Annotated in this window: 20 protein-coding genes; 9 read left to right on the forward strand and 11 right to left on the reverse strand. The window is 71.0% G+C overall.

The features are described from left to right. Positions 1 to 48: 48 nt before the first annotated feature. The 4 genes from ACZ6S4_RS13565 to ACZ6S4_RS13580 are packed head-to-tail and all read right to left on the reverse strand — an operon-like array spanning position 49 to position 2080. Positions 49 to 639, reverse strand: coding sequence for a phosphoesterase PA-phosphatase (locus ACZ6S4_RS13565; RefSeq protein WP_465475219.1), 591 nt, complete (start codon positions 637 to 639; stop codon positions 49 to 51). A gap of 3 nt (positions 640 to 642) precedes the next feature. After that, the gene (locus ACZ6S4_RS13570; protein ID WP_465475220.1) at positions 643 to 942 is read right to left on the reverse strand and encodes an ArsR/SmtB family transcription factor; all 300 of its coding nucleotides are present in this window, start codon (positions 940 to 942) and stop codon (positions 643 to 645) included. 30 nt (positions 943 to 972) lie between these two features. Beyond that, a complete protein-coding gene (locus tag ACZ6S4_RS13575) occupies positions 973 to 1584 on the reverse strand; it encodes a ribonuclease FAU-1 family protein (RefSeq protein ID WP_465475221.1) in 612 nt (203 codons plus the stop codon). Continuing rightward, positions 1565 to 2080, reverse strand: a complete 516-nt coding sequence (locus tag ACZ6S4_RS13580) for a MarR family winged helix-turn-helix transcriptional regulator (RefSeq protein ID WP_465475222.1) — start codon at positions 2078 to 2080, stop codon at positions 1565 to 1567. The genes ACZ6S4_RS13575 and ACZ6S4_RS13580 overlap by 20 nt, the downstream gene beginning before the upstream one ends. A gap of 89 nt (positions 2081 to 2169) precedes the next feature. Between ACZ6S4_RS13580 and ACZ6S4_RS13585 the strand changes: the two genes are divergently transcribed. Then, a complete protein-coding gene (locus ACZ6S4_RS13585) occupies positions 2170 to 2742 on the forward strand; it encodes an NADPH-dependent FMN reductase (RefSeq protein WP_433722037.1) in 573 nt (190 codons plus the stop codon). Between the two features lie 79 nt (positions 2743 to 2821). Here ACZ6S4_RS13585 and ACZ6S4_RS13590 read toward each other — a convergent pair whose 3' ends face one another. Further along, positions 2822 to 3280 carry a lamin tail domain-containing protein gene (locus ACZ6S4_RS13590; protein WP_465475223.1) on the reverse strand — a complete coding sequence of 153 codons (459 nt, stop codon included), beginning with the start codon at positions 3278 to 3280 and terminating at the stop codon, positions 2822 to 2824. A 245-nt stretch (positions 3281 to 3525) separates the two neighbouring features. Here ACZ6S4_RS13590 and ACZ6S4_RS13595 point away from each other — a divergent pair, with 245 nt between their 5' ends. Genes ACZ6S4_RS13595 through ACZ6S4_RS13610 form a run of 4 tightly spaced genes read left to right on the forward strand, consistent with a single transcriptional unit; the run spans position 3526 to position 6845 of the window. Continuing rightward, complete coding sequence (locus ACZ6S4_RS13595) at positions 3526 to 4461, forward strand: G5 domain-containing protein (RefSeq protein WP_465475224.1); 936 nt, start codon at positions 3526 to 3528, stop codon at positions 4459 to 4461. Between the two features lie 40 nt (positions 4462 to 4501). Beyond that, a complete protein-coding gene (locus ACZ6S4_RS13600) occupies positions 4502 to 5257 on the forward strand; it encodes a class I SAM-dependent methyltransferase (RefSeq protein ID WP_465475225.1) in 756 nt (251 codons plus the stop codon). An 11-nt stretch (positions 5258 to 5268) separates the two neighbouring features. Then, on the forward strand, positions 5269 to 6111 hold the full coding sequence (locus ACZ6S4_RS13605; RefSeq protein ID WP_465475226.1) for a nucleotidyltransferase domain-containing protein: 843 nt from the start codon (positions 5269 to 5271) through the stop codon (positions 6109 to 6111). Next, the gene (locus tag ACZ6S4_RS13610) at positions 6108 to 6845 is read left to right on the forward strand and encodes a Type 1 glutamine amidotransferase-like domain-containing protein (protein ID WP_465475227.1); all 738 of its coding nucleotides are present in this window, start codon (positions 6108 to 6110) and stop codon (positions 6843 to 6845) included. Before ACZ6S4_RS13605 ends, ACZ6S4_RS13610 begins: the two co-directional genes overlap by 4 nt. Position 6846: 1 nt before the next feature. Here ACZ6S4_RS13610 and ACZ6S4_RS13615 read toward each other — a convergent pair whose 3' ends face one another. From ACZ6S4_RS13615 to ACZ6S4_RS13630, 4 genes are all read right to left on the reverse strand, one after another. Next, on the reverse strand, positions 6847 to 8544 hold the full coding sequence (locus ACZ6S4_RS13615; protein WP_465475228.1) for a ThuA domain-containing protein: 1698 nt from the start codon (positions 8542 to 8544) through the stop codon (positions 6847 to 6849). Continuing rightward, a complete protein-coding gene (locus tag ACZ6S4_RS13620) occupies positions 8541 to 11342 on the reverse strand; it encodes a PQQ-dependent sugar dehydrogenase (RefSeq protein ID WP_465475229.1) in 2802 nt (933 codons plus the stop codon). Before ACZ6S4_RS13620 ends, ACZ6S4_RS13615 begins: the two co-directional genes overlap by 4 nt. 242 nt (positions 11343 to 11584) lie before the next feature. Next, a complete protein-coding gene (locus ACZ6S4_RS13625) occupies positions 11585 to 11947 on the reverse strand; it encodes a PH domain-containing protein (protein ID WP_125812592.1) in 363 nt (120 codons plus the stop codon). A 10-nt stretch (positions 11948 to 11957) separates the two neighbouring features. Next, positions 11958 to 12269: a pterin dehydratase gene (locus tag ACZ6S4_RS13630; protein ID WP_360545238.1), complete on the reverse strand. Its 312-nt coding sequence runs from the start codon at positions 12267 to 12269 to the stop codon at positions 11958 to 11960. A gap of 182 nt (positions 12270 to 12451) precedes the next feature. Between ACZ6S4_RS13630 and ACZ6S4_RS13635 the strand changes: the two genes are divergently transcribed. Next, complete coding sequence (locus ACZ6S4_RS13635) at positions 12452 to 12886, forward strand: (deoxy)nucleoside triphosphate pyrophosphohydrolase (RefSeq protein ID WP_451909919.1); 435 nt, start codon at positions 12452 to 12454, stop codon at positions 12884 to 12886. Here the strand turns inward: ACZ6S4_RS13635 and ACZ6S4_RS13640 are convergent. Together ACZ6S4_RS13640 and ACZ6S4_RS13645 are read right to left on the reverse strand one after the other, a co-directional pair. Next, positions 12863 to 14398, reverse strand: a complete 1536-nt coding sequence (locus ACZ6S4_RS13640) for a long-chain-fatty-acid--CoA ligase (protein ID WP_465475230.1) — start codon at positions 14396 to 14398, stop codon at positions 12863 to 12865. The two genes, ACZ6S4_RS13635 and ACZ6S4_RS13640, sit on opposite strands and share 24 nt — an antisense overlap. Continuing rightward, entirely contained in the window at positions 14395 to 15567 is a 1173-nt protein-coding gene (locus ACZ6S4_RS13645) for an acyl-CoA dehydrogenase family protein (protein WP_465475231.1), read from the reverse strand. The genes ACZ6S4_RS13640 and ACZ6S4_RS13645 overlap by 4 nt, the downstream gene beginning before the upstream one ends. Before the next feature lie 54 nt (positions 15568 to 15621). Between ACZ6S4_RS13645 and ACZ6S4_RS13650 the strand changes: the two genes are divergently transcribed. The 3 genes from ACZ6S4_RS13650 to ACZ6S4_RS13660 form a co-directional block, all read left to right on the forward strand. After that, a complete protein-coding gene (locus ACZ6S4_RS13650; RefSeq protein ID WP_465475232.1) occupies positions 15622 to 16269 on the forward strand; it encodes a TetR/AcrR family transcriptional regulator in 648 nt (215 codons plus the stop codon). Further along, positions 16266 to 17666 carry an aldehyde dehydrogenase family protein gene (locus ACZ6S4_RS13655; RefSeq protein ID WP_465475233.1) on the forward strand — a complete coding sequence of 467 codons (1401 nt, stop codon included), beginning with the start codon at positions 16266 to 16268 and terminating at the stop codon, positions 17664 to 17666. Before ACZ6S4_RS13650 ends, ACZ6S4_RS13655 begins: the two co-directional genes overlap by 4 nt. Next, the coding region (locus tag ACZ6S4_RS13660) for an alcohol dehydrogenase catalytic domain-containing protein (RefSeq protein WP_465475234.1) at positions 17663 to 18345 on the forward strand (683 nt) is incomplete at its 3' end. The genes ACZ6S4_RS13655 and ACZ6S4_RS13660, both read left to right, overlap by 4 nt.

Below are 18345 nucleotides of genomic sequence, written 5' to 3' on the forward strand. Positions count from 1 at the left end.
GCACGACGACCGTGCTGTCGGGGTCCGGTTGCGGCGAGCCGGTGACCGTCAGCGCAGGGCCGGGAAGACCGTGCCGGCGATCACGGCCCCGACCAGGGCGCCGGCGATCACCTGGGCACCGGTGTGGGCGGAGAGGCGCACCCGCGCCCAGCCGGCCAGCAGCACCAGCGGCACGCTGAGCAGCGCGAGCGGGCCGTAGACCACCGTCAGCGTCGTCGCCGTGCCCGCCGCCACGCCCGCGTGGATCGACATCTTCCACCAGTGGGTCACCACCGTGAACACGACCAGGCCCACGCCGCCCGCCGCCAGCAGGGCCAGCACCTCGCGCGGGGCACCGAGCAGCACCAGCACCAGCAGGCCGGCGGCCACCGAGGCGATGCCGAACAGCAGCGGGACCCGGCGGTGCTCCCGTTCCGGGATGTGGTGGCTGCTCAGCCGGCCCTGCCGTACGCCGCGCAGCACGTAGGCCAGCGGGATGCCGGCCGCGAACAGGGCGCCCGGCAGGCCCCACCAGCGGGAGACGCCGGGCTGGTCACCGGCGTGCCAGCCGACCACGAGCAGCAGGCCCGCGACCAGGACGGCGGGGGCGAGGACCTCGGAGGCGATCCGGGCGGTCCGGTCGGCGGTGGAGACGGTCACCGGTCAGGCGGCCGGGGCGAGGACGTCGAGCAGGAAGTCGTACTGGCTCAGCCACTCCTGGATCGGCTTGAGGGGCTCCGGGTTCAGCCGGTAGAGCCGTCGGCGGCCCTGGTCGCGGACGTGCACCAGGTCCACCTCGCGCAGCACCCGCAGGTGCTTGGAGACCTGCGGCTGGGCCAGGCCGAGCAGTCCGACCAGATCGTTGACCCCGAGCTCACCGTCGGCCAGCAGGTCGAGGATCTCCCGCCGCCGGGGCTCGGCCACCGCGTTGAACGCGTCCGTCGTCGTCGCCGCTCGTGCCATCGGCCGATCGTATACCCATAACGGCATGCGTCACGGGGTGACGGCGTCCCACCAGGACGGCAGGGTGGCCGGCGTCCACTGCGGCGGGGGCGTGAAGCCGAGCCAGGTGCCGTCGAACGGGAACGTCGCGGTCTCGGCCAGCTTGCCCAGCCGCTCGCCCTCCGCGCGGACAGCCGTCGCCTCCGCGGGGTCCAGTGAGCTCAGGTCTTCCTCGTCCTTGAAGATCCACGAGTGGTCGGCGCTGACCAGGACGTCCAGCGTCTGATCGTGCGAGTCGACGCCGCCGGCCCAGCGGCGCGCCGGGGTCTCGAGGTTGGCGTACCAGCCCGCGAAGGTGCCGTCGGCCAGCCAGCTCCACGAGACGGAGTGCGGCGCGCCGGGCGGCAGGAGCAGCAGTGACCGGAAGGTCTCGCGGCGTACGGGCGACAGCATGGTCGGCATCGCCAGCTCGTCGGCCACGGGTAGGTGCCGGGTCGGCGCGCCGGTCAGATCCGTCCGCCGCATCGACTCGGCGCCGATGTCGACGAACAGCAGCAGCCCGCGGTCGTCGTCGCTGACCACCCGGGCGGCCTGGACGGCGGCGATGCGCCGGTCGGAGTGCAGGAAGCGCCGGACGACGGTGTCACCGGGGTGGTACGTCATGCCGGGAACTTTGACACGGCGTCCCGGCACCGCCCGCCATCGCCTCGAGGGCCGTCGCGAGCCGGCACAGATCCAACCCTTCCAGGTGATCCACGATGTGGCGCCGGACACTGCGCAGGTGGGTGGGCCACGCCTCGCGGAGCCGGGCCAGGCCGTCGTCGGTGAGCACCGCGTTCAGCCCGCGGGCGTCGTTCTCGGAGCGGATCCGGCGCAGGTGACCCTGGGCTTCCAGCTTGGCGGCCAGCCGGGTCATCCCGCTCATCGACATGTCGCAGGCGGCGGCGAGCTCGTTCATCCGCATCCGGCCGTGCTCGGTCTCCGAGAGGTGCCGCAGGACCGCGTATTCGCTCAGCGACATGCGCTGCTCCTGCTGGAGGTCCGCGTCCAGCTCGCGGGGCATGACCAGGATGAGCCGGCCCAGCGCCCGGATCACCGCCTCCTCCGCAGGGCTCAGCGGCACCACCGCGGCGGGCCCGGCGGGAGGAGTGGCGGACATGACAAAGATCCTACGACCTTGACACCACGCCGCCCAGACCTATTTGCTTGACGAAGCAAACAACAGATTCGAGCAACGGAGCACTGGTCATGACCAAGATCGGAATCATTCTCGGCAGCACCCGCCCCGGCCGTAACGGTGAGGCTGTCGCCAAGTGGGTCCTCGACCTGGCGTCGCAGCGCACCGATGCGGAGTTCGAGCTGGTCGATCTGCTCGACTACAAGCTCCCGCACCTCGACGAGCCGGTACCGCCCTCGATGGCGCAGTACAGCCAGGCGCACACCCTCGAGTGGGCGGCCAAGATCGCGTCCTTCGACGGCTTCGTGATCGTCACCCCGGAGTACAACCACGCCACCTCCGGCGTGCTCAAGAACGCCATCGACTTCCTCTTCGCCGAGTGGAACAACAAGGCCGTCGGCTTCGTCGGCTACGGCTCGGTCGGCGGCGCCCGCGCCGTGGAGTCGCTGCGCCTCATCGCCGGCGAGCTGATGATGGCGGACGTCCGGGCGGCGGTCACCCTGTCGCTGGCCACCGACTTCGTCAACTACAGCCAGTTCACCCCGGGCGCCCACCAGGCCGGCGCGCTGACCACCGTGCTGGACCAGGTCGTGGCCTGGAGCACCGCCCTCGCGCCGCTGCGTCAGGCCGCTGTCGCCGCCTGACCGATCCGGCAGCACGGATACGGCGGGCCGCCGGGGTGAGCAGAGCACCCCGGCGGCCCGCTCTCGCGTGGCGCGAGGATCAGCAGGCGACCCAGGTGCGGTTCGCCTTGGACTTCCAGGAGCAGGTGTCGAGCGACTTGCCCGAGGCGTTGCGCAGGGTCGCGGTGTCGCCGGTGTTGTTCCAGACGTAGTTGCCGCTGCCCCAGAAGACGTTGCGGCCCGAGTTGGTCCCCTTGCCGGTCTTCACCCAGATCCGGCCTCCCTTGGCGGCGATCGTCGTGCTGCCGAACGTGTACGTGTGCCGCGACGCGTCGCGGATGGTGTAGCCCTTGAGGTTGACCGCCTTGCTGCCGGTGTTGACCAGCGAGATCCACTCGGCGTTGAGGCTGGCGTTGCTGCGGGTGTCCTTGCCCGGCGAGTCGTACTGGGCGCCGTGGAAGCGCAGGCTGGGCGTGGCCGCCGACGCCGGGCCGCCGATCGTGAACGTGCCGGCGAGTGCCACCGCTGCCGCTGCCAGGATGCTGACCGTTCTGCGCACCGTACCTCCAGGGTTTCTTGGGCGGGTCGGGAGCATTGTCGGCCGGTTGCGCGGCGGCGCGGTGCACACCGAGTGCGGCGCGGCGGACCGAAACCGATCACCTCCCGGCGGTGTCGGATAGCCGTCGGGCGCTTCGGCGTCATCCTTTCGGGTGCGGCTGTGATGCTGGTCCGGCGGCGCCGCGGCAGCACAATGCTTTGGTGCTAAACCAGACATCTAGTGATTCCTGGCAGCATCTACTCGAAATGCCGCGTAAGTCCCTCTGGGCGCGGCTGCCATTCGGGGTACGGATGGCCACTGCCGGACTCGGGGTGCTCGCCCTCGTGGCCGGCACCGCAGGCGGGATCGCCGCCTTGACCAGCGAAGACACGCGTGTCGTGACGGCCGTGGGGCGGGATTCCCCGGTCGTCGACCTGCCCGCGGCCGAGGTGCCGCTCCCGTCCCAGGCGGGCGCGACCGGCCTCGGCGACGGCGTACTCGGCCATGCCCAGGCCGAACGGGAGGCCGACGAGACCCGGTCGGCACCGGGTGAGGCGGACCGCACGGCGACCCGCTCGCCACGCCGTGCCGCCTCGGCCGACCGTGCCCGTACGGGGGGCGGTGCCGCCGCTCCCGCGGCCGGCGCCGCGGCGGCTGCGCCTGCTGCCCCGGGAGCACCCGCCGCGCCGGAGGTCCGCACCGAGGTGGTCTCCGAGACGGAGGCCATCCCGTTCCGGACCACGCTGGTCCGGGACCCGTCGCTGCCACCCGGCACCCGGGAGATCGAGACGCCCGGGGTGCCCGGCGAGCGGCTGCTGCGCTACGAGGTCACCTACACCGGGGACCGGGAGACGAGCCGGCGCCTTCTCGACTCCACGGTGACCCGCGAGCCGCAGGACCGGGTGGTGGCCTTCGGCAACCGGGGACGCGGCGGTGGCGGCCAGCACAGCGGCGGGCGCGGCCGGCACGACCGCGGCCAGGGCCACCGGGAATGCCGTCTGCTGGGCTCGTGCGTACGGATGGGCCGCGGGGCGATCTGCACACACGGCGACAAGTCCGACGCCCGGCAGGAGAGCATCATCGACGGCGACCTGAGCCTGCTCGATCCCTCGGACATCGACGAGCTGGAGCTCACGCTGCCCTGCCCGGACGAGGACGGCAAGACCGGGAAGGTTGGCAAGACCGAGGTCGAGCAGAAGTAATTCGTTGGCCGGGGGCGGGCGCGGCGACGGACACTGCCCGATGCGTGCGACTTTCGAGGAGCTGATCGCCGAGGCGGCGGCCGTACCGGTGGAGGGCTGGGACTTCTCCTGGTTCGACGGGCGGGCCACCGAGCAGCGCCCGTCGTGGGGCTACGCCCGGCTGGTGGCCGACCGGATGGCGCGCGCGGAGGCGGCGCTGGACGTGCAGACCGGTGGCGGGGAGGTCCTCGCCACCGTGCCGAAGCCGCCCGCCCTGCTGGTGGCGACCGACTCCTGGCGTCCGAACCTGCCGGTCGCCGCCCGCAATCTGCGGCCCCTCGGCGCGCTGGTGGTGGAAGCCGCCGACGCGCCTACTCTGCCGTTCCGCGACGCCGTGTTCGACCTGGTGGTGAGCCGGCACCCGGTCGGGACGCTGTGGGACGAGGTCGCCCGGGTGCTGCGGCCCGGCGGCACCTTCCTGTCCCAGCAGATCGGCGCGGGCACCAACCGGGAGCTGTCCGAGGCCATGCTCGGCCCGCTGTCGCCGCCCGATCCGCGGCACCCGGAGAGACTGGCGGCGGCTGCCCGGGCCGCGGGCCTGACCGTGCTCGACGTACGAGCGGAGAGCCTGCGGGCGGAGTACCTCGACGTGGCCGCGGTGACCTACTTCCTGCGCAAGGTCGTCTGGACGGTGCCCGGCTTCAGCGTCGAGAAGTACCTGCCCCAGCTGCGCGCCGTGCACGATCGGATCCAGGCTGACGGCCCGTTCGTCTCGTACGCCCGGCGGGTCCTGATCGAGGCGCGCAAACCGGGCTGAGGTAGGCGAGGATGAGCGGCGTGGCGTTGAGTGACGAGCGGCTCGGTGAACTGGCGGCCCGGCTGACCGAGGTGCCGGGCGTGACCGCGGTGCTGCTGGGCGGGAGCCGGGCCCGCGGCACCCACACCCCGGACTCCGACACCGACCTGGGCGTCTACTACCACCGGCCGCTCGACGTGGCGGTGCTCGGCGACCTGGCCCGGACCTTCGGCGGGCCGGGCGCACAGGTCACGCCGGTCGGCGGCTGGGGGCCGTGGGTGGACGGTGGCGGGTGGCTCACCGTGGACGGCGCGGCCGTCGACTGGATCTACCGGGACCTCGACCGGGTCACCGCCGCCTGGGCGGACGCCGAGCAGGGCCGATACGCGTTCCACACCCAGGCGGGCCATCCGCTGGGCGTGCCCGACTTCGCGTACGCGGGGGAGGTCGCCCTCGGTGTGGTCCTGGCCGACCCGAAGGGTGAGCTGACCGCCCTGCGCGCCCGGATGTCGACCTACCCGCCGGCGTTGCGTGACGCGCTGGTGGCCGGGCTCTGGGAGGCCGATTTCCTGGTCGGGCTGGGCCGCAAGGCGGTCACCCGCGGTGACGCCGCCTACGTGGCCGGCTGCCTGTTCCGGCTGGTCGGCGTCTGCACACACGCTCTGCACGGCGCCGCCGGCCGCTGGCTCGTCAACGAGAAGGGCGCCGTCGCCGCGGCGGCCGCCCTGCCCGGCGCCCCCCTCAGGTTCCGCGAGCAGGTCGACGCCGTGTTCACCGCCGTGGACGGCGACCCTGTGCATCTGACCGCGGCCCTAGACGCGGCCGCCGACCTCGTTCTGGAGACGGCCGACGCGTGCGCCATGATGACGCGATGACCGCCGATCAACCCACCATCCTCGCCACGAGCGCCGGGTTCGCCCGCGGCCGGTACGGCACCTTCGACATGTCTCCCGGCCCCGTCCACCGCTTCGCCGCCGACCTGGCCGACGCGGGGGACACCGCCAAGTTCTGCTTCCTGCACCAGGCCGTCGGCGATCCCGACAACTGGATCGGGGCCACCTACGCCGCCTTCGCCAAGACCCGCTACCGGGCCTCGCACCTGCAGCTCTTCCCCATGCCCAACCACGACGACATCCGCGCCCACCTGCTCGACCAGGACGTGATCTGGGTGAACGGCGGCAGCGTGGCCAACCTCGTGGCGGTGTGGCGGGTGCACGGGCTCGAGGAGATCCTGCACGAGGCGTGGCAGGCCGGGGTGGTGCTCGGCGGCGTCTCGGCCGGCTCGATCTGCTGGCATCAGGGCGGCAGCACCGACAGTTTCGGGCCCGAGCTGCGGGCGTTCACCGACGGGCTGGGCTGGCTGCCGTACAGCAACGGGGTGCACTACGACGCCGAGGAGCAGCGCCGGCCGATGATGCACAAGCTCATCGGCGACGGCACCCTGGGCGACGGCTACGCGACCGACGACGGGGCCGGGCTGGTCTATCGCGGCACCCGCCTGGCGGAGGTCGTGGCCGACAAACAGGGACCCCGGGGGTACGAACTCAAGCGGGCAGCGGACGGCTCGGTGACCGAGACGCCGCTGCCCACTCGCGTGCTGGACTACTGAACTACTGAGGCAACGTCCACTTCTGGTTCGCCGCACCCAGGCAGTCCCAGATGTGGATCTGCTGGCCGTTGGCGGAGCTGTTCTGGCTCACGTCCAGGCACCGGCCCGACTGCGGGTTGCGCAGAGTCTGATCGGGCTGCGCCGACCAGACCTGCGCGCCCGAGCCGTTGCAGGTCCAGAGCTGGGCCTTGGTGCCGTTGGCCGTGGCACCACCGGCCACGTCGAGGCACTTGCCCAGCGCCTTGACCGGCCCGTTCGCGGTCACGGTCCACTTCTGCGCGTTGCTGTTGTTGCAGGTGTAGAGCTGGATCTTGGTGCCGTCGGCGGTGCCGGCGCCGGCCACGTCCAGGCACTTGCCGGCGAGCCCGACGATCGGACCGGTGCCGGCGGGCGGCGGCTGGGTGCCGCCGAGCTCCTTGATCCGGACGTTGCGGAAGGCGGCGTCGTCACCGTCACCGTGGTTCTGCAGTCCGATGTGCCCGGCCAGCGAGCGCACCGGGTCGGTGTTGGTGAAGTCGTTGATCCTCGTGCCGTTCAGGAAGACCTGCAGCCGCTCGCCCTCGACCAGCAGCTCGTAGGTGTTCCACTCGCCAGGCGGGTTGAGCGCGGCGTCGCGGGCCGCCAGATCCGCCGACTTGAACGTGTAGACGGCGCCGGTGGTGCGGTCGGCGGCGTCGGTCGCGTCGATCTGCACCTCGTAGCCGTTGTTCACCGCTGACCATGGGTCGGTCGACGGCGGGAAGCCGATGAAGACGCCCGTGTTGTCGTCGCCGGCCAGCTTCCAGTCCAGCTTCAGTGAGTAGTTGGTGAACTGCTTCTGGCTGTACCAGAACAGGCCCATGCCACCGGTCGAGGTGAGGGTCGCGTCGCTGTTGGTGAAGGCGCCCGGGCCGGCCTGCGACCAGCCGGCGGTGGAGCCGTTGTAGAGCGGCGTGTAACCCGTCTCCGGGCGGCAGTCGGCGTTGCTGGCCTCGGCCGCGTACCGGATGCCGCCGAGCAGGTGGGCCCGGAAGGCCGGGTCCGCGTACGACTCGATGGTGTGGCCGCCGCCGGTGTAGAAGGACCGGCCGCCCTCGTAGGTCTTGCACCACACGTGCGGGTGGTCGGCGCCCATCCCGCCGCCCGAGTACGAGCTCTCGTCCAGAGTGGCCAGCACGTGGGCCGTGGAGCGGGCGTTGGTGCGGTAGTTGTACCACTCGTCGGTGCGGTTCCAGCGCTGCGGCAGGTGCGCGGTCGCCGCGTGGGCGCGGTCCTCGACCACCACGGTGGCCGGCTGGATCGCCGGGTGCGAGGCGAAGTACGCGCCGACCAGCTGACCGTAGAAGGGCCAGTCGTACTCGGTGTCGGCCGCGGCGTGCACGCCGACGTAACCGCCACCGCCGCGGATGTAGCCCTCGAAGGCGGTCTGCTGGGTGGCGTTGAGCACGTCACCCGTGGTGTTTAGGAAGACGACGGCCTCGTAGCTGGCCAGCCCGGCCGTGGTGAACGCCGCCGCGTCCTCGGTCGCGGTGACCGAGAAACCGTTGGCCGCGCCCAGGGTCCGGATGGCCTGGATGCCGGCCGGGATGGCGTCGTGCCGGAAGCCGGCGGTCTTGGAGAACACCAGCACGTCGTAGGGGTCGTCCGCGGCGGCGGCCGGGGAGGCGATCGCGACCGAGGCCGGGATCAACAGCAGGGCGGTTAGCACTTTGCCGATCATGGCAACACCCACTTCTGGTTGGCGGCGCCCAGGCAGTCCCAGATGTGGATCTGCTGCCCGTCGGCCGAGCTGTTCTGACTGACGTCGAGGCATCGGCCCGACTGCGGGTTGCGCAGGCTGCCGTCGGCGTTCGCGGCCCAGGTCTGCGCGGCGCTGCCGTTGCAGGTGTAGAGCTGCGCCTTGGTGCCGTTGACGGTGGCGCCCCCGGCCACGTCGAGGCACTTGCCCAGAGCCTTGACCGTGCTGCCGGCAGCGACGGTCCAGGTCTGCGCCGCGCTGCCGTTGCAGGTGTAGAGCTGGATCTTCGTACCGTCGGCGGTGGCGCCGCCGGCCACGTCGAGGCACTTGCCGGCCAGCCCGACGATCGGGCCGGCGCGGGCCGCGGACCCGTTCAGCGTGAACGCGTCCAGGTCGAACAGAGCGCCCGTGCCGCCCGCGAAGGTCAGGTACAGCGGGCCGGTGGTGTTCGGCGCGCCGGAGACCGTACCGGTGACGTCGACGAACGTCTCCCAGCCGCCGGTCACCGGCACCGGGGCCGAGCCGACGATCGGGCCGGTGGCCGAGCCGGTCCGCAGTTGCAATGTGCCGCCCACCCCGCCGGAGGAGGCCCGAGCGGTGAAGGAGGTGACTCCGCTGAGCCGGTACGGCTCGAACGCGATCCAGTCCCCGTTGTTGATGTTGCCGACGGTCTGCCCGCCCTCGGCCGGCGTCTTGGTGAACTTGTCCACCCCGGACGAGGTCTTGAAGTGCTCGGCCTGCCGGTGCCGCGGCTGCAGCGTGTGCTGGGTGTGCGTGGTCAGGCCGCCGGCATCGGTGTACTCGGCGTCGAAGACCGCGAAGATGTTCGCCGCCGAGTCGTGCTCACCGTCGACCGGGATGGTGATGGTGCCGGTGCAGCCGTTCTGCGAGGTGATCTGGTGACCGTGGCTGTCGTGGCCCAGCACGTAGGTCAGCTTGACGTTCGCGCAGTTGATCGAGCTGTCCTCCGGGTCGGTCACGGTGATGGAGAACGGGATGCTGTCGCCGTAGGAGAAAAGCGTGCCGTTGGGCGGGTTGTTGATCGTCACCGTGGGGGCGGTGTTGCCGACCCCGATGGTCACGTCGGCCGTGCCGGTCAGCCCCTCGGGGTCCCGCACGGTGAGCGTCACCTGGTACGTCCCGTTGGCCGTGTACGTCTTGGTCGGGTTGGCCGCGGTGGACGAGGTGCCGTCACCGAAGTTCCACAAGTACGTCAGCGCGCCACCCTCCGGATCGGACGATCCGGCCGAGGAGAACGTCACGGCCAGCGGTGCCTGCCCGGAGGTCCGGTTCGCGCCGGCCACCGCGGTCGGTGCCCGGTTGGAGCCGGCCAGGTAGTCGAAGCGGTACAGCGCCGAGTTGACATCGCCGTTGAAGTAGCCGGTGCCGTAGTCCAGGACGTACAGCGAGCCCTCGGGGCCGAACGCCATGTCCATCACCTGCTTGCCGACCCAGGGGAAGGACGAGATCTCGCCCACCGAGCCGTCCGTGCCCACGTGGATCGGCTTGATCCAGCCGCGGCCGAGCTCACCGGCGAAGAAGTGGCCGTCCAGCGAGGCGGGGAACTTGGTGGGGGAGTTCAGGTTCGCGTTGTAGCGGTAGACCGGGCCGGCCATCGGGGACTCGGAGCCGCCGCCGAACTCGGGCGGGGTGCCGGCGTCGCCCGCGTACCGGATCCAGGCCGCCCGGGCCGGCGGCAGCTTGCTCTGGCCGGTGTTGCGGAACGAGTTGTTCGTCGGCCCGCCGGCGCAGTCGTACTTGGCGCCGGTGGTGCCGTTGGCGAAGTTCCACTCGTTGTAGGTCTCGGCGCTGGTGTTGTTGCCGGTGCAGTACGGCCAGCCGTAGTTGCCCGGGCTGGTGATCCGGTTGAACTCGACCTGGCCGCTGGGCCCGCGGTTGGCGGCGGAGGAGCCGGCGTCCGGGCCGTAGTCACCGAGGTAGACGACGCCGGTGGCCTTGTCCACACTCATCCGGAACGGGTTGCGGAAACCCATCGCGTAGATCTCGGGACGGGTGTTCGCCGTGCCCGGTGCGAACAGGTTGCCCGCCGGGACGCTGTACGTCCCGTTCGCGTTCACCTTGATCCGCAGCACCTTGCCGCGCAGGTCGTTGGTGTTGCCGGCGCTGCGCTGCGCGTCGTATCCGGGGTTGCGGTCGGTGCGCTCGTCCAGCGGCGAGTAGCCGGCGGACTCGAACGGGTTGGTGTCGTCCCCCGTGGACAGATAGAGATTGCCGGCCGCGTCGAAGTCGATGTCCCCGCCGACGTGGCAGCACAGGCCACGGCTCGCCGGCACGTCGAGCACGTCGACCTTGCTGGCGGTGTTGAGGGTGAAGTCGGCGTTGAGCGTGTAGCGGGAGAGCCGGTTGACACCGTTCCAGGCGGAGAAGTCCGAGCCGCTGGCCGGGGCGTCCCCGGCGGGGGTGCTCAGCGGCGGCGCGTAGTACAGGTAGATCTGCCGGTTGGTGGCGAAGCCCGGGTCGACCCCGACGCCCTGCAGTCCTTCCTCGTCGTGGCCGTAGACCGCGAGGGTGCCGACCACAGTGGTGGTGCCGTTCTTGTCGGTACGCCGCAGCGTGCCGTTGCGGGCGGTGTGCAGCACCGAGGAGTCGGGCAGCACCGCGATGGCCATCGGCTCACCCACCTCGGCGACGCCCTTGGCCAGCGTGACCTGCTGGAAGTCGGCGGGGTTGATGTCGTGGGCCGCGGCCGGCGCGGCGGTGGCGACCAGGCTCGCGGCGACGAGCAGGGCCGCGCCGGCGGCGTATCGAAGTCTGGGCATGCGTCGATGTCTTGGGGACATGGGGTGACCGTCCCTTTCCTGACGTAGGGGAATTGCCAGGTTGTGGCGCGGCCCGGGGAATGACCACGTCGCGTGTTACCAACATGTAACAGTGAGCAAACGTTAGTAACTTCTCGCGCGACTGTCCATACTTTTGACACAACGGCATGGACTTTCGTCGACTACAACAAAAAGATGCGCCGCCCGACGTGGGCGACGCATCGCGATGACGAAAGAACGCGTCAGGACGCGTAGTGCAGGATCACGTTGTGCACGTGCTGGGTCTTCTCCGAACCGCGGAACTCGACCTCGTAGGTGTGCGTGCCCACGCTGATCGCGATGGTGCCGGTCGAGAAGAACTGCCCGGCCCAGCTCTTGTTGCTCACCACGCTCACGCTGCTGACCTTGGAGTACGGGATGCTGGTGATCGCGAAGCGCTTCCCGACGAAGGACTTGTCCTGGATGATCACGCGACGGGTGGTGAGCCCGATGAAGCCGGTGCCGGCGCCGACCGCGTCGTACACCGCGATGATCTGTTCACCCTCGAGCAGGCCGCTCTCGATCTGCTGAAGCTGGCCCTTGCTGTCGTAAATCGGCGCCGTCATGATCCCGAGGTTACTGAGGCCCCACCACTGTGCGGTACGCGTCCTCGATCCGGGCCGCGAGGGTGACCTCACCGTCGGTGATGGTCTCGCCGTCGGACGCGCCGAGCAGGATCTGGGTGTGACCGTCCATGCGCCGGATGCTGGGCCGAAGGCGCAACGTGTCGGCGGCGACCTTGATCCGCTCCGTCAGAGCGGCATGCTGGCTGTCGTCACAGGCGAGGATGCGCTTGAGCTGGACCCCGTCCTGGGTCCACCCGCCCAGCACCGCGAGCGCGTCACTCAAGTAGTCGGAGCGGGTACCCCGTAGTTTCCTGCCCCGCATGGCCGCACCTCCCTGGCGTCGTTGCCGGCTTGTGGCCAAACTGTCGCCGTGTCGTCATGGTCGGTGCTCACAGTCTTGTCTTCCCCGTCAACTATGTCCACGCCCACATATCCGTGTTCTCGTGACGATCGGGACGCATCGTTCAACCTGATCGGTCAAGTTTTGTGGCACGCTCTTGGCTCATGTCCCATGAACGCCACGTCAACGGCCGTCCGTCACCGAGGGTGATTGTTGCGGCAGTGATCGTGCAGGACGGCCGGGTGCTCGCCTGTGAGCGCTCCGCGCCGCCGGAGGTCGCCGGGCGCTGGGAGTTCCCGGGCGGCAAGGTCGAGGCCGGGGAGACCGACGCTCAGGCGCTGGCCCGCGAATGCGCGGAGGAACTGGGCGTACGGGTGGCCGTCGGGGCCCGGGTGGGGCCGGACGTGCCGCTGGCGCACGGCCGCGCCGTCCTGCGCGTCTTCACGGTGACGCTGCTGAACGGCGACGAGCCGCGCGCCCTCGAACACACGGCGATGCGCTGGCTGGCCGCCGACGAGCTGGACAGTGTGCCCTGGCTGCCGGCGGACAGGCCGATCGTCGCGGAACTGCCGGTGCTACTGGCCGAAGGTGCGGCGTAGCTCGCGCTTGAGCACCTTGAAACTGGGACCCATCGGCAGCGCCTCCACGAAGCGGATCTGCCGCGGGTACTTGTGCTTGCCGAGCTTCTCCCGGGACCAGTCGATCAGCTCCTGCTCGGTGATGCCGCCCGGATCGGGCACCACGACCGCGCAGATCTCCTCGCCGTGCACCGGGTCCGGCACGCCGATGACCGCGACCTGCACGACGGCCGGGTGGCGGGCCAGCGCCTCCTCGACCTCGCGGGGATAGACGTTGAAGCCGCCCCGGATCACCAGGTCCTTCTTGCGGTCGACGATCGTGATGAACCCGTCGGCGTCCTTGGTGCCCAGGTCACCGCTGCGGAACCAGCCGTCGACGACCGCCTCGGCGGTGGCCTCGGGCCGGTTCAGGTAGCCGGCGAAGACGTTGTGACCGCGGATCACGATCTCGCCGAGCTCGCCGGTGGGCAACAGCTCGATGCGCTCGTCGACTTCCGCACGGGCGATCTCCACCTCGACGCCCCAGATCGGGTGGCCGATGGTGCCGGCCCGGGTGCCGAACGCCGGCTGGTTCGTGGTCGCGGTGGGTGAGGTCTCGGACAGCCCGTAGCCCTCGAACACCGTCGAGTGGAAGGTCTCGCTGAAGCGCTCCAGCACCGCCACCGGCAGCGACGCCCCGCCCGACACGCAGACCCGCAGCTCCGGCAACTTGTCGGCCTTCGCCGCCGCCTCCAGCAGGCCGATGTACATCGTCGGCACGCCGTGGAAGATGGTCACCCCCTCCCGGACCATCAGGTCGATCGCGGCCTCGCCGGTGAAGCGGGCCAGCAGCACCAGCGTCCCGCCGAGCCGGAAGGTGCCGTTCATGCCGACGGTCTGGCCGAAGGTGTGGAACAGCGGCAGGCAGCCCAGGACCACGTCGCCGGCGCGTACCTCGTTGGCGTCGAAGACGTTGACGGTCGCGTTCATGACCAGGTTGAGGTGGGTGAGCAGGGCGCCCTTGGGCTCCCCGGTGGTGCCGCTGGTGTAGAACACCACCGCGACGTCCTCGGCCTCGCGGCTCACGTACGTCGGCAGCGGCGGGACGGCGGCCGACACCTCCTCCAGCCGCGGCGGAGCGTCGGGCACGCCCGGCGGCATCGGGCCGACACTGGCCACTCGCGTGCCGGAGATGCTCGCGGCGGCCATTGCCGTCTTCAGCTGGCTGGAGTGCGACACGAGCAGGTCGGCCCGGCTGTCGCGCAGGACGTACGCCATCTCGTCCGGGGTGAGCAGCAGGTGGACCGGGACGATCCGGGCGCCCACCGCCAGCGCGCCGTAGTACGCCCGGGGGAAGTCGGCCACGTTGGGCACCAGCACGGCGACGGTGTCACCCGGCCCGATGCCCAGCTCCCGCAGCCCGGCCGCATACGCCAGGGACTGCTGCCAGAGGTCGCGGTAGCTGATCCGCTCGGCGTGGTCCACGACGGCGACCTTCTCCGGATACCGCCGGGCGGCCTCCGCCAGCACAGCGGCCAGCGACAACATCGTCATGCGAGGTGCCCTCCGATCTTGGTGTAGCCGCGCAGCAGGTCGCGGGAGATGATCAGGCGCTGCATCTCGTCGGTGCCCTCGTAGATGCGCATCAGCCGGACCTGGCGGTACCAGCGCTCGATCGGCAGCTCGCGGGTGTAGCCCATGCCGCCGTGGATCTGCATGACCCGGTCGACCACGTTGTTGACCATGTTGGCGCCGTACAGCTTGGCCATCGAGGACGCGTGCCGCGGGTCCCAGCCCTGGTCCACCGTCCAGGCGGCCTTGAGGATCAGCCAGCGGGCCGCCTCCAGCTCCACCTCGGAGTCGGCGATCATCCACTGGATGGCCTGGTTGGAGCCGATCGTGCGGCCGAAGGTCTCGCGGGTGTTGGCGTACTCGATCGCCATGCCCAGGGCCCGCTCGGCGATGCCCACCGCGTTCGACGGGATCAGGTAGCGGCCCTTGCCGATCCACTTCATGCCCAGCTCGAAGCCCTGGCCGATCTCGCCGAGGATGTTGCGCGACGGCACCCGGACGTTGTCGAAGATCAGCGCGGCCGGGCCGCCCTCCCCCATGGTCTGGATGAACTCCGAGCGCCAGCCCATGTCCCGGTCGACCAGGAAGGCGGTCGTGCCACCGCCGCGCACGCCCTTCTCCTTGTCGGTGACCGCCACGACGATGACGAAGTCCGCGTCGTTGCCGTTGGTGATGAACGTCTTCTCGCCGTTGAGAATCCAGTCGTCACCGTCCTGGCGGGCGCTGAGCTTGATGTTGGCCGCGTCCGAGCCGGCGCCCGGCTCGGTGATCGCGAAGCAGGAGATCCGGTCGCCCTCGATGGTCGGCACCAGGTACTCGGCTTTTTGCGCGTCGTTGGCGTAATACAGGATGTTGTCGGCCTCGCCGCCGAACTTGAACTGCACGAACGTGCGGCCGACCTCGGTCCAGATCAGCGACTGCAGGACCGCGGGGAGGTCCATGCCGCCGTACTCCTCCGGGGTCGACAGGCCCCAGAAGCCGAACTTCTTCGCCTTGAGCTGCAACTCGCGCAGCTCGCTGCGCTCCAGCCCGAGCTGGTGGTTGCGCTCGCGCCGCAGAGCTTCCTGCTCCAGCGGCATGACATCGCGGGTGATGAATTGACGGGCGGTGTCGCGAACGGCCCGCTCCTCGTCGCTGAGTTGAAAGTCCACGTGATAAAACTAGCGGTGTAAGTTTTGTGCCGTCCAGAGTTTCAGGAGCGTTAAATGGCCCGGCCCCGGCACACCCTGCTCAGCCGAGAGCGGATCGTCGAGGTGGCGGGCCAGCTGGTCGACGCCGAAGGCCTCGAGGCCGTCTCCGTGCGCCGGCTCGCCACCGAGCTCGGCGTGGCCGGCCCGTCGCTCTACAACCACTTCCCGACCAAGGCCGAGATCCTGGACGCGGTCGCCGACGCGGTGGTGGCCCGGGTGGACGTCTCCTTCTTCGCCGGCCGCGACTGGCGCGAGGCGTTGCGGCTCTGGGCGTACTCGTATCACGCGGAGCTCTCCGCCCACCCCAACATCGTGCCCGTCCTGGCCCACGGCCCCGGCCGCCGGCCGGCCGCGCTGGCCATGGCCGACACCGTCTACGGCGGCCTCATAGCCGCCGGCTGGCCGCCGGCCCGGGCCACCCACATCGGCGCCGTGATGCGTTATCTGGTCACCGGTGCGGCCCTCGGCTCGTTCGCCCTAGGCTTCGACGAGGACCCCCAGCTGTACGCCGAGCGCTACCCGCACCTGCGCGATGCCCACCTGCTGGCCGAACACCGGCGCAGCGTCGACGAAGGCGCGTTCGCCCTCGGCCTGGAAACCGTCCTCACCGGCCTGGACGCGCTCAAGGCGCGCCTGGATACGTTGAAAGGGAGCCTGACATGACCCTCTCCCGCGACAGGATCTACCTCGACGGGGCCTGGACGGCTTCCGCGGGCACCCAGACCATCCCGGTGGAGAATCCGGCGACCGAGGAGATCCTCGGCCACGTGCCCGCCGGCACCGCCGAGGACGTGGACCGGGCCGTCGCGGCCGCCCGGGCCGCCTTCCCCGGCTGGGCCGAGACGCCGATGGCCGAACGCGGCGCCGTGCTGGGCAAGCTGCACGAGGCGCTCGCCGCCCGCGCGGGCGACATCGCCCGCACCGTCGGGCTCGAGCTGGGCACGCCGCTCAAGGTCGCGAAGGCGGTCCAGGCGGGACTGCCGCTCACGGTCCTCCGGGGGTACGCCGACCTGGCCGCCCAGCCGGTGCCGGAGGAGACCATCGGCAACTCCCTGATCGTGCACGAGCCGGTCGGCGTGGTCGGGGCGATCACCCCGTGGAACTACCCGTTGCACCAGGTCGTCGCCAAGGTGGCGGCTGCGCTGGCCGCCGGCTGCGCGGTGGTGCTCAAGCCCAGTGAGCTGACGCCGCTGGTGGCGTACCTGCTGATCGACGCGGCCGACGAGGCCGGGCTGCCGCCGGGGGTGCTCAACCTGGTGCCCGGCACCGGACCGGTGGTGGGCGCGGCGATCGCCGGGCACCCGGACGTGGACATGGTGTCGTTCACCGGGTCGACCGCGACCGGGCGGGCTATCACCCACGCCACCGCCGACCGGATCGCCCGGGTGGCCCTGGAGCTCGGCGGCAAGTCGGCCAACGTCATCCTTGAGGACGCCGACCTCACCAAGGCGGTCAAGGTGGGCGTGGGCAACGCCTTCCTCAACTCCGGCCAGACCTGCACGGCGTGGACCCGGATGCTGGTGCACCGCAACCACTATGACTCCGCGGTCGAGCTCGCCGCGGCCGCCGCCTCGGCGTACACCACCGGTGACCCGTTCGACGAGGGCACCCGGCTCGGGCCGCTGGTGTCCGCGGCGCAGCGCGAGCGGGTCCGGGGCTTTATCGCCCGCGCCGGCGCGCGGCAGGTGGCCGGTGACGCCCCGGTCCCGGACAAGGGCTACTTCGTCGCGCCGACCGTCTTCGCGGACGTCGACCCGGCGAGCGAGCTGGCCCAGGAGGAGGTCTTCGGCCCGGTGCTGTCGATCATCCCGTTCGACGACGACGACCACGCGGTGGAGATCGCCAACAACTCGAAGTACGGTCTGGCCGGTGGCGTGTGGGGCTCACCGGACCGGGCGCTGGCCGTGGCCCGCCGGATGCGTACGGGCGCCGTCGACGTGAACGGCGGCTCGTTCAACCCGGTGGCCCCGTTCGGCGGCTACAAGCAGTCCGGCCTCGGTCGCGAGCTCGGCGCGTACGGCCTCAGCGAATTCCAGCAGACGAAAGCGATTCAGCGGTGACCTCTTACATCAAGGCCCTGGTCGTCCGGGAGGCCGGCACGGCCCCCGCGGTCGAGGAGCTGCGCCTGCCCGAGATCGGCCCCGGCCAGGTCCGCATCCGCATCCGCGCGGCCGGCGTCTGCCACTCCGACCTGTCCATGGTCAACGGCACGCTGAGCCCGCCGCACCCGCTGGTCCTCGGGCACGAGGCGGCGGGCGAGGTGGTGGAGGCCGGCGCCGGGGTGACCCGGGTACGCGCGGGCAGCCACGTGGCGCTGAACTGGTCACCGCCCTGCCGCGAATGCTGGTTCTGCACGCACGGCGAGCCGTGGCTGTGCTCGACGGCGAACGTGGCGGCGCTGGAGAACGGCAGCACCCTGGACGGCGCGCCGGTGCACGTGACGCTGGGGCTGGGCGCCTTCGCCGAGCAGGTCGTGGTGCCGGAGAGGGCCGTCATCCCCGTACCGGATGAACTGGCCTGGGAAAGCGCGGCCCTGCTGGGCTGCGCGGTGCTGACCGGCACCGGAGCGGTGCGCAACACCGCGCGGGTCGCCGAGGGTGACTCGGTCGTGGTGATCGGCCTCGGCGGGGTAGGTCTGTCGGTGGTCGCGGGGGGGGGGGGGGGGGGGGGGGGGGAGGGGGGGGGGGGGGGGGGGGGGGGGGGGGGGAAGGAGGGGGGGGGGGGGGGGGGGGGGAAGAG

The sequence above is a fragment of the Actinoplanes sp. NPDC051405 genome (assembly GCF_055586185.1).

Bases quoted from the DNA above. Each gene is read 5' to 3' on its own strand.
- ACZ6S4_RS13630 (WP_360545238.1), bottom strand. From the start codon at position 12,269: ATGCGGGGCAGGAAACTACGGGGTACCCGCTCCGACTACTTGAGTGAC.
- ACZ6S4_RS13640 (WP_465475230.1), bottom strand. From the start codon at position 14,398: ATGACGATGTTGTCGCTGGCCGCTGTGCTGGCGGAGGCCGCCCGGCGG.
- ACZ6S4_RS13600 (WP_465475225.1), top strand. From the start codon at position 4,502: ATGCGTGCGACTTTCGAGGAGCTGATCGCCGAGGCGGCGGCCGTACCG.
- ACZ6S4_RS13605 (WP_465475226.1), top strand. From the start codon at position 5,269: ATGAGCGGCGTGGCGTTGAGTGACGAGCGGCTCGGTGAACTGGCGGCC.
- ACZ6S4_RS13620 (WP_465475229.1), bottom strand. From the start codon at position 11,342: ATGCCCAGACTTCGATACGCCGCCGGCGCGGCCCTGCTCGTCGCCGCG.
- ACZ6S4_RS13595 (WP_465475224.1), top strand. From the start codon at position 3,526: ATGCCGCGTAAGTCCCTCTGGGCGCGGCTGCCATTCGGGGTACGGATG.
- ACZ6S4_RS13635 (WP_451909919.1), top strand. From the start codon at position 12,452: ATGTCCCATGAACGCCACGTCAACGGCCGTCCGTCACCGAGGGTGATT.
- ACZ6S4_RS13610 (WP_465475227.1), top strand. From the start codon at position 6,108: ATGACCGCCGATCAACCCACCATCCTCGCCACGAGCGCCGGGTTCGCC.
- ACZ6S4_RS13650 (WP_465475232.1), top strand. From the start codon at position 15,622: ATGGCCCGGCCCCGGCACACCCTGCTCAGCCGAGAGCGGATCGTCGAG.
- ACZ6S4_RS13580 (WP_465475222.1), bottom strand. From the start codon at position 2,080: ATGTCCGCCACTCCTCCCGCCGGGCCCGCCGCGGTGGTGCCGCTGAGC.
- ACZ6S4_RS13570 (WP_465475220.1), bottom strand. From the start codon at position 942: ATGGCACGAGCGGCGACGACGACGGACGCGTTCAACGCGGTGGCCGAG.
- ACZ6S4_RS13585 (WP_433722037.1), top strand. From the start codon at position 2,170: ATGACCAAGATCGGAATCATTCTCGGCAGCACCCGCCCCGGCCGTAAC.
- ACZ6S4_RS13625 (WP_125812592.1), bottom strand. From the start codon at position 11,947: ATGACGGCGCCGATTTACGACAGCAAGGGCCAGCTTCAGCAGATCGAG.
- ACZ6S4_RS13615 (WP_465475228.1), bottom strand. From the start codon at position 8,544: ATGATCGGCAAAGTGCTAACCGCCCTGCTGTTGATCCCGGCCTCGGTC.
- ACZ6S4_RS13655 (WP_465475233.1), top strand. From the start codon at position 16,266: ATGACCCTCTCCCGCGACAGGATCTACCTCGACGGGGCCTGGACGGCT.
- ACZ6S4_RS13575 (WP_465475221.1), bottom strand. From the start codon at position 1,584: ATGACGTACCACCCCGGTGACACCGTCGTCCGGCGCTTCCTGCACTCC.